Below are 13,277 nucleotides of genomic sequence, written 5' to 3' on the forward strand. Positions count from 1 at the left end.
GTGACCTTCCCCGCCTATCTGCCCGTCGGTCCTTGGTCGCTTCACCCTCACGCGGTGTTTGAACCGCTCGCCTACTTCGTGGGCGCACGTCTCTACTTTTATCGTCGTCGGCGCGATGCCACCGCGCCACGTCTCCCGCTTGAGGCCACTCTTTGGCTCTTCATTGGCTGCATCTTCGGCGCCTGGGCTGGCTCCAAGGTCCTCGCATGGGTCGAGTCCCCCTCCCACTATTTCCCACTCGCCGCGGATCCGCGTTTGCTACTCGGAGGCAAGACGATCGCCGGCGGCATTCTCGGTGGCTGGCTGGGTATCGAGATCGCCAAACGGGCGCTGCACATCACGCACTCCACCGGCGATGCCTTTGTCTGGCCACTGGCCGTCGGCACGGCTCTCGGTCGCATCGGTTGTTTTCTGTCCGGCCTGGAAGATCACACCTACGGCATCGCCACGGACCTGCCATGGGCCGTCGATTTTGGCGACGGCTTGTCCCGCCATCCCACGCAACTCTACGAATCCACCGTCGTGCTGCTCCTGGCCGCCGGACTCACCGCTCTCTCCCATCGTGCCCGTCATCCCTGGACCTCCGGCATGAGCTTTCGCCTCTACGTGGGCGGTTATCTCTTTTGGCGACTGGGTGTCGAATTCCTCAAACCGCGGGAGACGTGGTTCTTGAACCTGAGCGCCATTCAACTCGCCAGCATCGTCGGTATGATCATCGTGCTGGTGAGTCTGCGCCGCCTGGCCCGCGCGCCGACCTGAGCCACTCCCTCGCGCATGGACCGCCCCTACCTTTTCGCCGAACTCACCAACAGCCTCTGCTCCCATTGCCTCGGCAAAGTGGAAGCCAAAATCATCTTCGAAGGCGACAGGGTGATGATGCACAAACACTGCCCGGAACACGGCGCCGAGCGCGTGCTCATCTCGACCGACGTCGAATACTACCGGCGTTGCCGCACTACCCTCAAACCCGGGCAGATGCCCGACGTGTTCAACACGCCAACTCGCTGGGGTTGTCCCTACGACTGCGGCCTCTGCCCCGACCACGAACAACACTCCTGCCTGTCGCTCGTGGAGGTCACCGATGCCTGTAACCTCCAATGCCCGATCTGCTATGCCGAATCTTCACCACATCGGGTCACGCATCGTTCGCTCGAGCACATCGAACGCATGCTCGACGCCGTGGTGCGCAACGAAGCCGAGCCCGACATCGTGCAGATCAGCGGCGGTGAACCCACCGTCCACCCCGAGTTCTTCGCCATTCTCGACGCCGCCAAACGCCGCCCGATCAAGCACCTCATGCTGAACACCAACGGTGTGCGCATCGCCCGCGAACCCGACTTCGCCGCTCGCCTCGCCGACTACCAACCCGGCTTCGAAATCTACCTCCAGTTTGACTCACTGCGACCCGACCCCATCAAAGCCCTGCGCGGCGCCGACCTGCTCGACGTGCGCCGACGCGCCCTCGACCGACTCAACGAACTCAATCTCTCCACCACACTGGTCGTCACCCTCAAGCGCGGCCTCAACGACGACGAAATGGGCGACATCGTCGACTTCGCGCTCCAGCAACCCTGCGTTCGCGGCGTCACCTTCCAGCCGATCCAAGATGCCGGGCGCACCGAGGGATTTGATCCCGCCACCGATCGCCTGACCCTCGGCGGCGTGCGCCAGCAGTTCCTGCAACAGACTTCCGTCTTCGCCCCCGATGACATCATTCCGGTCCCCTGTCATCCCGACTGCCTCGCGATGGGTTACGCGCTCAAACTCGGCGACCAAGTCACGCCGCTCACCTCCCTCATTCCGCCAGAGCTGCTCCTGAAAAGCGAAGGTTCGACCATCGTCTTTGAACAGCACCCACAATTGCGCGAAGAGGTGTTTAATCTGTTTTCCACCTCGCACTCGCCCGAGTCTTCGGCCGCCGCCCTGCGCCAACTACTCTGCTGCCTGCCGCTGGTCGACGCACCGCCGACGCTGAGCTACAACAACATCTTTCGGGTGCTCTTCATCCAGTTTCTCGACGCCCACAACTTCGATGTCCGCAGCGTCAAAAAAAGCTGCATTCACATCGTGCATCCCGATGGACGTATCATTCCTTTCGATACCTACAACCTCTTCTACCGCGACGACCGTTCCCACCAACTGGAAGCACTGCGACGCCGTCAATCCACCTCGGTTAAATCCTAAGTCGCAGATCCCCCCGAGGTAGCCGACCGCAACTCACCCCGGACGACAAACTCCCCCCATGGACACGCCTCCTGACCTTTCCGAAAAAGCCAAGCTTCAGCTCAATTCCGAGGTCGAGAAACTCAAACCTCGCGGCCTCGGCTGCGGCTCCATCATCGCCGGAGTCGCGATCGGTGGAGTTACCTGCGTTTTTTTCCTCGTGCTACTCGGAAAACACCTGGGTCTCGGGGCATTGATCCTCTCGCTGGCCATCGGGATCGCCTTAAGCGTGCCGCCCCGCACGCGTTATATCGGAATCGGTTTCATTCTAGCCAACGGTTTGGCCCTGCTCGGTCTGGGTGTTTGCTTCAATATTCTGAAAGACCTCTGAGGGCAGCTAATTCCCCAAGGCCCCCCGACTCCGTCACGCCTGCATTCTGGAACTCGCCGTTCACCCGAACAGCAGGTTCAGCAGCACGACGGAGAGCAGCACCCATACGACGATGCTGGCGAGCTTGGCGGCACCGGCCACCGCCACCGCGCGTTGCCACGAACTCGCGTGCGTGAACTTCATCAGGACCACCAGCAGGCCCAAATACGACAGGCCGTGGTCGACATAAAACACGTCGGTGACGCCCCACATTTTTTGCGCCGTAAAACGCACCACCACCTTGATCGCCACCGCCACGAAGGCCGGGAAAAACATCTGCCCCCAATCCCCGTGGATATCGCTCCACGCAAAGGCCAGTTTCAGGATCACCACCATCACGACGAGGCCCACCACGATCTCCACTCCGAGATAAAGTGCTTCCTGCCCCGGCGAGAGTTCCCAATCCGATTCATCTTCAGCCCCAAGCTCGCCGTTCAGAAACGCTTCCGTTTCCGACTCAAACTCTTCGCGCAGTTTCGCCATCTCGGCTTCAGACGCCTCTCGCTCGCGTTCGAGCTCCGCCTCCAACGCCGCCTCTTCCGCCGCCTGCGCCTCCGCCGCTGCCTCAGCCTCGCTTTGTTCCGAGAGCGCCACCGAGCGACGCTTGGCCCCATTCACGCCATCCACCGGCAAGTGCTGGATCGCACTCACTTTGCCTTCGCTGAAAACCACACGACCGTCCGCGTCATACATCCAGATGTCGCGCCCGCCGGCCGACATGGTGGAGCGCGGTCGTCCCAATTCCTCCAACACCTCCTCCGGCGTCATGCCATACTGCAACGCCTGACCGTGCGCCACGCCCACCAGCCACACAGCGAGGCAGACTCCGCAAAAGATCCAGCGCTTCATCGCGACGCCCTCCGCAGCTTACCTGAAGTTAACCTTCGCTTCCGGAGCCGGGTGATACACCGCGGTGTGCCCCGGAATCTTTTCGTCTCCGATGAGATACCATGACTTCACCGTGATCTCCTCGGCCGAAATGGTCGTCTCCGCCTCCACCGCGGTCACGCCCCCGGCCTTCTCCGGATTCGCCACCGTCTCATAGCTGTAGAGCACGTCCCCCCGCGGCTCCAGATGCCCGCTGGTCATGAAACCTTCGGTCGTGAAGTAGTGAAACACGATCTTCTGCGCGTCGTCATCCCACCGCATCAAGGTCTCGCCGCCATAGTCGCCGTCATTGATGGAGTGAAACGACCGCACCGCCGTGCCATTGAGCGCCCGCTCATACCGCACCACATCCACCATCGGCTGCTCCGCGGTCGACTGCTTGATCTCCCCACTGAAGGTCTTGCCCAGAATCGGCGCAAACAACGCCAACTTCTCGTGCAACGGTCGCGCCTCCTCGGCCCCCGCCAGCAACACGCTCCAGCCCAACAACATTACGATACCCAAACGTTTCATTGGCGGCTTGCTTACTGCCAATCATCGGCATCCGCCAACAACTTCCTCGGGCCCTTCACCACTTTTCGCCAACTCATCCGGCCACACGCTGCCGAAGGGCACGGGCCAGGCCATCGCCTCCTCAAGCGTGGTCCGCCCCGTGAGGTGCCGCCACGCCCGCAACACGCCGGCGTGCGCCACCACCGCCACGACTCCATCCCCGCCGCGCGCCTCCGCCCAGATGTCCTCCCGCACCGCCGCCACTCGCGCCGACATCTCCGCGCCACTCTCGCCGCCCGGCGGTCGCCCATTCCACGGATCCACCGCCCACGCATCGCTGCGCGCGTCATGAAACGTTTCCCAACGCCGCCCTTCCCACTCGCCAAAATTCAGCTCCCACAGCCGCTCGTCCACCCGCAGTGGTCCGCCCAAGGACTCCGCCAGCCGCACGCAACGCGTCGCCGGACTCGTCCACACCAACCGCGGTCTGTCCGGCAACCCCGCCCGCACCGCCGCCGCTTCCTCGGCAAAGGTCTCCGCCACCGGCACATTCGTCCGCCCGTAACACACGCCTGGTTCCACCGCCACGCGCGTATGACGCACCCACCAAACGCTCACGCCGCACCTCCCAACGCCACCAGCGCGATCCATCCCGCCAACTCACTCAACTGCTGCGCCGCGCCTAAACAGTCGCCGGTGTAACCACCGATCCTCCGCTGTATCCACAAAGCAAACACGGCCGTTACCGCCGCCATCGTCAGCGCCACTGGTATCACCGCCCCCGCCGGCAACAGCGCCAGCGCCGCCCCGCCAGTCACGATCACCCAGATCAAACGGCCTCCGCGCAACTGCGTCGCCAGCGGCTTCGCTTTGCCTTCCTCGGCCACGTAACACTGCACCGCCATCAACAGCCCCGACGCCACCCGACTCACCACATGCAGACTCACCAAGGCCAGCGGCACCTGCGCAACCGACACCGCCGCCACCGCCTGCCATTTGAGCCCGAGCATCAGCATGATCCCGATCGCGCCAAACGCGCCCACCCGCGAATCCTTCATGATCTCCAGCACCCGTTCCTTGGTGTAGCCGCCACCAAACCCGTCGCACACATCGGCGAAGCCATCCTCGTGAAACGCACCGGTCACCAACACCGACGCCGCCAGACTCAAACCACTCGCCAACAACGGCGGCAGCCCCACCACCTCCGCCGCCAGCCACCACACCGCGGCGGCCACGCCGCCCACCACCACCCCGACCCACGGAAACCACGCCGCCGAGCGCTGCAGGTGCCCGTTCTCCCAGTGGCGCAACGAGGGCAGCGGCAGGCGGGTGAAGAACATCACCGCTGTCCACGCCGCCGCTGCTTCTCGTCGCCACCAGTTCATCACGTCAGGGAGCCGTCGGCACCGTCACGCCGGCCGATTCAAAGGTCGCCATCTGCGCCAGGAAGTTGACCGAGGCCTCCAACAACGGCCATGCCAACGCCGCGCCCGTGCCTTCGCCCAAGCGCAGGCCGAGGTCCAACAACGGCTTGCCGCCCAACTCCGCCACGAGCTGCGCATGCGCCTGCTCGGCCGAGCCATGGGCAAAGACCGTGTAGTCGAGCACCCGCGGATTCAGTCGCGCCGCCACCAGCAGCGCCGCTGTGATGATGAAGCCATCATTCACGATCAGCATCCGCCGCTCGGCCGCCGCCAACATGCCGCCCACGATGACCGCGATCTCCAGGCCGCCCACCGCCGCCAGCACGTCGAGCGGTTCGGGCTTCGCCCACACGTCGGCATGGCGCTCCACCACGGCTTCCAGGATGGATATCTTGTGCGCCAACCCCGCGTCGTCGTGCCCGGCGCCCCGTCCGGTGCACGCCGCGATCGGCGTCCCGGTCAACGCACTCATCAGCAGCGACGCGCTCGCAGTATTGCCGATGCCCATCTCGCCAAAAATCACCGCGTTCTTTCCCTCCGCCGCGATCTGCGCGACGAGGCTTTCGCCGCCCGACAAAGCCGCGTCCACCTCGTCCATCGTCATCGCTCGCTCAAGGCGTGCATTGCGCGTCCCCGCCCGAATGCTCAGCGGCACCAGATCCGGGTGCGCCGGCAAGGGCGCCGCCACACCCGCATCGACGACCTTCAACGGCAGGCCCATCTGTCGGGCAAACACATTGATCCCGGCGCCGCCCGCGAGGAAGTTGAGCACCATCTGCACTGTCACCGCCTGCGGACACGGGCTCACGCCGTCCTCCGCAAACCCGTGATCACCCGCGACCACAAACGCCGCGCCGGCCAGCTTCGGTTCAACCGTGGCCTGCATCAGCCCGAGCTGCAGCGCCAGCGCCTCCAAGCGGCCCAGCGACCCGATCGGCTTGGTCCGACCATCAATGCTCGCCCGCAACACGGGTTCGAGCTCTTTCGCCAACGGGGGGATTTCCGGAGTGTTCCAGTTCATGAGAGTGTCCTGCCCTTCAACGGCACCGCGCAGCCGCTCACCATGAGCCACGCTTCCGTGGCCGCCGCCGCCGCCCGTTGCCCCATCCAGCCCGCCAGATCGCGAAACCGGCGCACCGCCGGATTCTCCGGCACCGGCGCCCAGCCGATTTCGTTGCCCACGATCACCATCGGCCACGGGGCCGCCCGCGCCGCCGCCAACAGCGCACTCCACTCCGCCAAAATCTCCTCGTCTCCACGCTCAAACCGATCGCCCAGCCACAGGGTCGCACAATCCAGCACCACCCCCGACGGCCCCGGATCCAACGCCGCCAGCTCCGCCACCACATCCCGCGGCGCCTCCAGCGTGCGCCAGCTCGCCGGCCGCTCCGCCCGATGCCGCGCCAAGCGCGCCGCCATTTCGTCGTCGTCACCAGAATCCCGATACGTCGCCACAAACACGACGTCGTCCCCCCAGCCTTTCGCCAGCTCTACCGCCCGCGAACTTTTGCCGCTGCGCACCGGCCCGGTGAGGTAAATCAGGTCACTCATGCCGCATCCTTTCGCAACGCTCCGCGCGCCTCCAGCCATTCCTCCACCCAGTCGGCCCTTTCCGGCACGGAGCCCAACGGCACTTCATGCAAGGTAAACCCGGCCTCCGCATACACCTCCCGCAACCGGGCATCCAAGGCCACCGCATCGGCCCAACTCTGCGGCCGACTCGGCTCCTGTTGAAAGATGTCCGGCCACAACGGAGCGATGAGCGCATCCGCCGCATAACCCATCAACGCGGACTCCACCGTGACCTCAATCTGCGCGTGCCGCAGATACGCCCACAGGTCCATTTCCGCCCGATCAAAGAGAGTGCTCCGCAACGTCGTTGCCGCCGCGCGATTCCGCCCCATCCGTTCCGCGCAGGCGAGCGCCCACGTCGCCGGGTGATCCCACGGAGTGAGCCCCTCCCCCGCGATGACTTGGCGCGACACTTCCTCCCGCACGTCCCACCCCCGCGTCGCGAGCTCGGCGATCAGCGCACTTTTCCCCGTCCCCGGGGCTCCCGTCAGAATCACCTGCATATCCACATCCTCAGGCCTCCGGCCATTAACAGCATGGTGAAGCAAACGGCCTGATTCAGCCGCGCCCACCCATGAATTTCGTGGCGACCAATCGGGCGCGCCTCGTCTCCGATCCAGGGCTTCTCCACCCACTCACCGTCATAACGCGTCGGGCCTCCGCAGCGCAGTCGGAAGATGCCCGCCATCGCCGCCTCCGGATAACCGGCGTTCACGCTCTCATGCGCCCGGCCGTCGCGCCACACGATACGCGCCGCGCCCCAGCGTCCGCTCAGCAAAACCATCAACCCCGCGGTGAGCCGCGCCGGCACAAAGTTGGCGACGTCATCCAAACGCGCCGCCCACTTGCCGAAAAACTCATAGCGCGCATCGCGATGCCCGATCATCGAATCGAGCGTGTTCACCATCTTGTAGGCCATCATGCCCGGCACTCCCGCGATGCCCCAAAAGAACAGCGGCGCGACCACGCCATCACTCAGGTTCTCCGCCATCGTTTCGGCCACCGCCGTGCGCACCTGCTGCGCGTCGAGATCCGCCGTGTCGCGCCCCACGATCCACGCCAGTCGCGCCCGCCCCGCCGCCAGACTCTCGTCCAACGCGACGAACACCGCCCGCCCTTCGGCGATCAGGGTGCGGTTGGCCAAACCAAAAAACACGCCGGTCGCCCCCACCGCCCATAACCAGCCCGCGCCGGCCCACGCCGCCACCTGCTCCAGCCCGGCCCACAACGCCGCCGTGCCCGCCACCAGAACCGTGGCCATCACCGCGCCGCGCACGAAACGCGCGCGGGCGTCGCCCCGATTCAACCAACGCTCCCCAACACGGATCGCCCGGCCGTATCCAACAATCGGATGCGGCAGCCAGCGCGGATCGCCCAACAGGAGATCCAGCGCATAACCGGTGCCCAGCGCGGCCCAAGCGATCGTCACAACATCCATCGCCACACGGCCTCCACCAAGGTTTGATCATCGTCTTCGCCGCGCGCCGCCACCCGCGCCCAATGTGCGTCCAGTCCGTCGAAGTTGCCCGCGTCACGAATCAGGATGCCGTGCTCGCGCACCAGGTCGGCCTTCAGCCGCGCCGCCGGCGCCTTGTTGTTACGCCACAGGAAATAATGCGTGCCACTCGGCCGCACGGTGATGCCCCGCACCTGCGCCAATACCCCCGCCAAGGTCCGCGCCTCCCGCCGCCGCTGCGCCATCTCGTCTGCCGACGGGCCTGACCGCCCCAACAGAAAACGCCCCGCCGCCAGCGCCAATCGGTTCACCGCCCACGGCACCGCGCGTTCCCGCAATCGCTCCACCAAAACCGGCGCGCCCACCACATAACCCAACCGCAAACCTGGCAGCGCGTGCAGTTTGGTCATCGAACGCACCAACAACAGATTGGGTCGGACCACCGCGTCCGCCGCACTCACCGCAGGCTCAGCGGCAAAGTCGGCGTAGGCCTGATCCACGACAAACAGACCATCCGGCGCCGCATCCACTCGCGCCAACACCTCGTCCCGCGGCGTCACCGTCCCGGTCGGATTGTTGGGATTGCACCACCACACCAAGGCCCCGGGAGTGGCGTCCGGCGCGTCACCGTCACCGGCATCCATCACGACCTGCCCGTGCCGCCGCGCGGCTTCGGCGTATTCCGCAAAGGTCGGCCGACCGATGGCGGCCGGACGCTCGCGCCAAATCAACGCGATGCGGTCGATCGCATCCGCCGCGCCATTGCACACCCACACCGCCTCGGCCGGCACCGCCAGTTGCGCCGCCAACTCCGCGGTGAAGGTTTCCGCCATTGCTTCCGGATAATGATCGATCCGCGTCAGCTCCGCGGCGAGATGCGCCTGCAAGGCCGTTTGCGTCGCGACCGCCGGCGTCGGCCATACGTTGGAACTGAAGTCCAAACGCACCGGGTGCGCCTGCCGATAGGCATCATCTCCGTGGGCGTGATGCACCTCCGCTCAGATCCCCAGGTAGCGTCGCACCGGCGCCAGATTTACGTGCTCCACCAAGTGATCCGCCATTGCGCGGTAGATCGCCTGCCTTCGCTCACTCCAAGTCTGCGGGTGCGCCGCATACGTTTCGCCAAAGCCCGCCTCCGCCGCCACATGCTGCCGCAATTCCGGCGCCTCAAACCATCCGTGCAGGTAGGTGCCCCATACCCGGCCGTGACGACAACCTTCGTCGACCGTCACCCCGTCGCGCACCACCCGTTGTAAGGCTTCGCCGCCACGTCGCGTGGTGCGTCCCATGTGAATCTCGTAGGCCGTCCACGTCCGCTCGCCCCACGTCGCCGTCACCGGCGCCACCACTTTTTCGGCCACAAATTCCGTCTCCACCGGCAACAGCCCCAGCCCCGCCACTTCGCCGGCGTCACCGGCCAATCCGGTTGGGTCACGCAACGTTTCGCCCAAAGCCTGATAACCGCCACACACGCCAATCACCAGCGCCCCGCGCGCCGCCGCGCCGCGGATCGCGTCCGCCAAGCCGGTTTCGTGCAACCATCGCACGTCGGCGATGGTGTTCTTCGAGCCCGGCACCACCACGACCTTGGCCCGCGCGATCAACGCCGGATCTTTCGTCCAGACCGTGCGCACGCCCCGATCGTCCCACCACGGCTGACAATCGGTCAGATTGGCCGCGTGCGGCCAACGTATCCACGCCACCATGTCACCGCTGCCGCGGTCGGCATCCTCCTCGCGCAGGCCGTCCTCCTCCTCCGGTTGCAGGTCCGGCCGGAACGGTAACGTGCCGAGCACGTCAAAACCCGGCGCATGCGGCGCCAGCCAATCCTGCGGATTCGGAAACAGCCCGATGTCGCCGCGAAACCGATTCACAATCGCGCCCAGCGACCGCGCCCGGTCGGCTTCCGGCAACAGCGCCCAGGTGCCCGCCAACTGCGCGTAGATGCCGCCCCGATCGATGTCGCCCACCAGGATCCACTTGCCGTCGAGGTGCCGCACCGGCCGCAGGTTCACCAGGTCGCGCTCCATCAGGTTGAGTTCCACCGGACTGCCCGCGCCCTCCATCACCAGCACGTCGCAACGGTCGCGCCAGCTTTCGAGCACGTCGCGCACGACGCCCCACAGTCGGTCGAACTCGCGATAGTAATCCTTGCCCGCCTGATGCGTGATCGCGCGGCCGTTGAGCACGAGCTGCGAGCCCATCGGACCGGTGGGTTTGAGCAGGATCGGATTCATCGCGATGTCGGCCGCCAGTCCGCAGGCCTCCGCCTGCACCGCCTGCGCTCGTGCCATCTCGGTGCCATCGGGCATGGCCCACGCGTTGTTGGACATGTTCTGCGCCTTGAACGGCGCCACCCGCACGCCCTCGCGATGCAGCCACGCGCAAAACGCCGCCGTCACCCACGACTTCCCCGCCCCCGACGACGTGCCTAAAATTCCGAGCGCCTTCACAAGTTGGTTTTTTTAACCACGAATGGACACGAATGGCTTCGGCTACCGCCTACGCACTGAAAACATAGTAAGGACTCCTCTGTCTCCGCCGAACGGTAGTGAGGCTCATTCGTGTCCATTCGTGGTTTAATAAGTTCCTTAAAACTCGATGCCGCGTTGGGCTTTTACGCCTTGGGCGAAGGGATGTTTGATTTCCTTCATCTCGGTGACGAGATCGGCCAGCTCCACCACCTCGGGCGCTGCGTCGCGGCCGGTGATGATGACATGAAGATCCGGACGTTTCGTGCGCAGTTTTTCCAGCACGCGCTCGAGCGGCAGGTAGTCGTAGCGCAGCACCACGTTGAGCTCGTCCATCATGACGAGGTTCACTTCGGGATCATCCATGGCGGCCGTCGCCAACGCCCAACCCTGCTCGCACAGCGCGATGTCACCGTCGCGGTCCTGCGTGTCCCAGGTGAAACCGCCGCCCGTGGCGTGCCACGTGAGGTTGTCGCTCTTGAGCAGCTTGGCCACCGCATCGGGCGAGCTCTTGATGAACTGCACCACGACCGCCTTGCCGCCGTGGGCGAGCGTGCGCACCACCACGCCAAAGCCGGCGGTGGTTTTGCCCTTCCCGTTGCCGGTGTTCACGATGATGAGCCCCTTCTTCTCCTTCGCCGCGCGCATCTTCGCCCGCATGCTTTCCTGCATGTCCTGCATGGCTTCTTTGTGTTCGGTGGGATCGGTAATCTTGCGGTTTTCGTTATCGTTCATGGCAGTTCCAAAATCATTCCGGGCGCGGTGCGTAGTTTAACGCCGAATACATGCTCCAGGTGTCCCGCACTGAGCACCTCCGCCGGCGGTCCCTTCGCCCGCAACTGACCGCGGTCCAGCATCACCACCTGATCCAGGCAGTGCGCCACGCGCAAGTCGTGCAGCGACAACAGGACCGCTGCGCCTTGGTCCGCCAGCTCACGGGCCAGCACCAACACCTCGAGCGCATGCCGCACATCGAGCGCGGCCAGCGGTTCATCCCAAAAATGCAGCCGCGGTCGCACCGCCAGAGCCCGCGCCAACATCACGCGATGACGTTCGCCGCCGGACAGCCGATCCACTGGCCGATCCGCCAGCTCCATGAGGTCGAGGCGTTGCAGCGCTTCCTCCACGCCGTTGCCGTCGTCGCCATGCGCAAAGCGACCCTGCGCGACCACCGAACGCACGGTGAAACCAAAGGAAAAATGCGCCTCCTGCGGCACCCACGCCGCCATCCGGCCCCGTTCCATCACGGCCAGTTCATCCAGCTTCCGCTCCTGCCAGCACACCTGTCCTGAGGCCGGCAACAACCCCGCCGCGGCCGACAGCAACGTCGACTTCCCGCTGCCATTGGGCCCCACCAAGCCGACCAATTGCCCGGCCTCCACACTCAGGTCCAAAGGCTGCAACCGCCCCGCAACACCAACGTCTTTCAGCTCCAGCGCCTTCATGACTGCCTCCTTAACATCCAGAGGAAGAACGGGCCGCCGACCAGGGCGGTGACGATGCCGAGGCGCAGGCCGCCGGCCGCGCGGCCCATCAGGTCACACAGGAGCACAAAGCCGGCGCCGCCGATCAGCGCGAGCGGGAGGAGTCGTTTGTGCTCTGGTCCAAAGATGAGGCGGAAGAGATGCGGCACCACCAAGCCTACGAAACCCACCGTGCCCGCGACCGCCGTCGCCAGCGCGGTCATGACCGTCGCCAGCGCCAGCATGCGCCGGCGCACCGACTTCACATCCACGCCGAGACTTTGCGCTTCGGTTGCACCGAGGCTCAACAGGTCCATCGCCCGGCCCATCGGCCAGGCCAGTCCGGCACAACCCACTACCGCCGCCGCCATCCAGACGTGCTCCCAGGTGCGATCCTCCAGGCCACCCAAGAGCCAAAAAATGATCTGCGCGTTGCGTTCGTAGGTGAGCGTGAAATTCGACAACACGTAACTGGTCACCGCACCCAACAACGCGTTCAACGCCACACCAGCGAGGAGCAGGCGCTCCGTGCTCGCACCACGTTTGGCGAGTCCGATCACCGCCACCGTCGCGCCCAGCGCACCGATCACCGCCGCGATGGGCAGCACCCAGAACGAGAGCACAGTCCACCCCGCCCCGATCGCCACCACGGCACCGGCCGAGCCGCCCGCACTCACGCCGAGGAGTCCCGGACTCGCGAGGCTGTTGCGAAAGTAAGCCTGCATGATCACGCCGCTCGCCGCCAGCGCGGCGCCGATCTCGATCGCCACCAACGTGCGCGGCAAACGGATGTTCCACAGGATGATCGCCACGACCTCATCGGTCTTCGTGAAACCCGCCCAAAGTTTGGCGGGCGATAGCGCCATGTCGCCCACGCTGAGCGACAACAAAGTCAGGACGGCCAGTGCAAAACTGCAC

Annotated in this window: 16 protein-coding genes; 3 read left to right on the forward strand and 13 right to left on the reverse strand. The window is 65.2% G+C overall.

What is annotated here, in order from left to right; translation table 11 throughout:
- From K1X11_RS09870 to K1X11_RS09880, 3 genes are read left to right on the forward strand one after another with little or no spacing between them, the layout of a single operon-like run.
- Positions 1-759 (forward strand): prolipoprotein diacylglyceryl transferase, encoded by a 759-nt coding sequence (locus K1X11_RS09870; protein WP_221032174.1) that lies wholly within the window; start codon positions 1-3, stop codon positions 757-759.
- A 15-nt stretch (positions 760-774) separates the two neighbouring features.
- On the forward strand, positions 775-2,184 hold the full coding sequence (locus K1X11_RS09875) for a radical SAM protein (RefSeq protein ID WP_221032175.1): 1,410 nt from the start codon (positions 775-777) through the stop codon (positions 2,182-2,184).
- Positions 2,185-2,242: 58 nt separating this feature from the next.
- Complete coding sequence (locus K1X11_RS09880; RefSeq protein WP_221032176.1) at positions 2,243-2,554, forward strand: hypothetical protein; 312 nt, start codon at positions 2,243-2,245, stop codon at positions 2,552-2,554.
- A 60-nt stretch (positions 2,555-2,614) separates the two neighbouring features.
- Here K1X11_RS09880 and K1X11_RS09885 read toward each other — a convergent pair whose 3' ends face one another.
- The 13 genes from K1X11_RS09885 to K1X11_RS09945 form a co-directional block, all read right to left on the reverse strand.
- A complete protein-coding gene (locus tag K1X11_RS09885) occupies positions 2,615-3,442 on the reverse strand; it encodes a hypothetical protein (protein WP_221032177.1) in 828 nt (275 codons plus the stop codon).
- A gap of 18 nt (positions 3,443-3,460) precedes the next feature.
- On the reverse strand, positions 3,461-3,994 hold the full coding sequence (locus K1X11_RS09890; RefSeq protein WP_221032178.1) for a hypothetical protein: 534 nt from the start codon (positions 3,992-3,994) through the stop codon (positions 3,461-3,463).
- A 21-nt stretch (positions 3,995-4,015) separates the two neighbouring features.
- Positions 4,016-4,576, reverse strand: coding sequence for a histidine phosphatase family protein (locus K1X11_RS09895; protein ID WP_221032179.1), 561 nt, complete (start codon positions 4,574-4,576; stop codon positions 4,016-4,018).
- Positions 4,577-4,587: 11 nt separating this feature from the next.
- On the reverse strand, positions 4,588-5,358 hold the full coding sequence (cobS, locus tag K1X11_RS09900) for an adenosylcobinamide-GDP ribazoletransferase (RefSeq protein ID WP_221032180.1): 771 nt from the start codon (positions 5,356-5,358) through the stop codon (positions 4,588-4,590).
- Positions 5,359-5,362: 4 nt separating this feature from the next.
- Positions 5,363-6,418: a nicotinate-nucleotide--dimethylbenzimidazole phosphoribosyltransferase gene (gene cobT, locus K1X11_RS09905; protein WP_221032181.1), complete on the reverse strand. Its 1,056-nt coding sequence runs from the start codon at positions 6,416-6,418 to the stop codon at positions 5,363-5,365.
- Positions 6,415-6,948 carry a bifunctional adenosylcobinamide kinase/adenosylcobinamide-phosphate guanylyltransferase gene (locus K1X11_RS09910; RefSeq protein ID WP_221032182.1) on the reverse strand — a complete coding sequence of 178 codons (534 nt, stop codon included), beginning with the start codon at positions 6,946-6,948 and terminating at the stop codon, positions 6,415-6,417. Before K1X11_RS09910 ends, cobT begins: the two co-directional genes overlap by 4 nt.
- Complete coding sequence (locus K1X11_RS09915) at positions 6,945-7,472, reverse strand: AAA family ATPase (RefSeq protein WP_221032183.1); 528 nt, start codon at positions 7,470-7,472, stop codon at positions 6,945-6,947. The genes K1X11_RS09910 and K1X11_RS09915 overlap by 4 nt, the downstream gene beginning before the upstream one ends.
- Complete coding sequence (gene cbiB / locus K1X11_RS09920; protein ID WP_221032184.1) at positions 7,463-8,407, reverse strand: adenosylcobinamide-phosphate synthase CbiB; 945 nt, start codon at positions 8,405-8,407, stop codon at positions 7,463-7,465. Before cbiB ends, K1X11_RS09915 begins: the two co-directional genes overlap by 10 nt.
- Positions 8,395-9,417 carry a pyridoxal phosphate-dependent aminotransferase gene (locus K1X11_RS09925; protein ID WP_221032185.1) on the reverse strand — a complete coding sequence of 341 codons (1,023 nt, stop codon included), beginning with the start codon at positions 9,415-9,417 and terminating at the stop codon, positions 8,395-8,397. Before K1X11_RS09925 ends, cbiB begins: the two co-directional genes overlap by 13 nt.
- A 6-nt stretch (positions 9,418-9,423) precedes the next feature.
- The gene (locus K1X11_RS09930; RefSeq protein WP_221032186.1) at positions 9,424-10,878 is read right to left on the reverse strand and encodes a cobyric acid synthase; all 1,455 of its coding nucleotides are present in this window, start codon (positions 10,876-10,878) and stop codon (positions 9,424-9,426) included.
- Between the two features lie 138 nt (positions 10,879-11,016).
- Positions 11,017-11,631 carry a cob(I)yrinic acid a,c-diamide adenosyltransferase gene (gene cobO, locus K1X11_RS09935; protein ID WP_221032187.1) on the reverse strand — a complete coding sequence of 205 codons (615 nt, stop codon included), beginning with the start codon at positions 11,629-11,631 and terminating at the stop codon, positions 11,017-11,019.
- Positions 11,628-12,341, reverse strand: coding sequence for an ABC transporter ATP-binding protein (locus K1X11_RS09940; protein WP_221032188.1), 714 nt, complete (start codon positions 12,339-12,341; stop codon positions 11,628-11,630). Before K1X11_RS09940 ends, cobO begins: the two co-directional genes overlap by 4 nt.
- Positions 12,338-13,249 (reverse strand): FecCD family ABC transporter permease, encoded by a 912-nt coding sequence (locus tag K1X11_RS09945; RefSeq protein ID WP_225919602.1) that lies wholly within the window; start codon positions 13,247-13,249, stop codon positions 12,338-12,340. Before K1X11_RS09945 ends, K1X11_RS09940 begins: the two co-directional genes overlap by 4 nt.
- Between the last annotated feature and the right edge of the window lie 28 nt (positions 13,250-13,277).

The organism is Actomonas aquatica, assembly GCF_019679435.2.
GTDB lineage: Bacteria > Verrucomicrobiota > Verrucomicrobiia > Opitutales > Opitutaceae > Actomonas > Actomonas aquatica.

Bases quoted from the DNA above. Each gene is read 5' to 3' on its own strand.
- K1X11_RS09875 (WP_221032175.1), top strand. From the start codon at position 775: ATGGACCGCCCCTACCTTTTCGCCGAACTCACCAACAGCCTCTGCTCC.
- K1X11_RS09880 (WP_221032176.1), top strand. From the start codon at position 2,243: ATGGACACGCCTCCTGACCTTTCCGAAAAAGCCAAGCTTCAGCTCAAT.
- K1X11_RS09885 (WP_221032177.1), bottom strand. From the start codon at position 3,442: ATGAAGCGCTGGATCTTTTGCGGAGTCTGCCTCGCTGTGTGGCTGGTG.
- K1X11_RS09890 (WP_221032178.1), bottom strand. From the start codon at position 3,994: ATGAAACGTTTGGGTATCGTAATGTTGTTGGGCTGGAGCGTGTTGCTG.
- cobS (WP_221032180.1), bottom strand. From the start codon at position 5,358: ATGAACTGGTGGCGACGAGAAGCAGCGGCGGCGTGGACAGCGGTGATG.
- cobT (WP_221032181.1), bottom strand. From the start codon at position 6,418: ATGAACTGGAACACTCCGGAAATCCCCCCGTTGGCGAAAGAGCTCGAA.
- K1X11_RS09910 (WP_221032182.1), bottom strand. From the start codon at position 6,948: ATGAGTGACCTGATTTACCTCACCGGGCCGGTGCGCAGCGGCAAAAGT.
- K1X11_RS09915 (WP_221032183.1), bottom strand. From the start codon at position 7,472: ATGCAGGTGATTCTGACGGGAGCCCCGGGGACGGGGAAAAGTGCGCTG.
- cbiB (WP_221032184.1), bottom strand. From the start codon at position 8,407: ATGGATGTTGTGACGATCGCTTGGGCCGCGCTGGGCACCGGTTATGCG.
- cobO (WP_221032187.1), bottom strand. From the start codon at position 11,631: ATGAACGATAACGAAAACCGCAAGATTACCGATCCCACCGAACACAAA.
- K1X11_RS09940 (WP_221032188.1), bottom strand. From the start codon at position 12,341: ATGAAGGCGCTGGAGCTGAAAGACGTTGGTGTTGCGGGGCGGTTGCAG.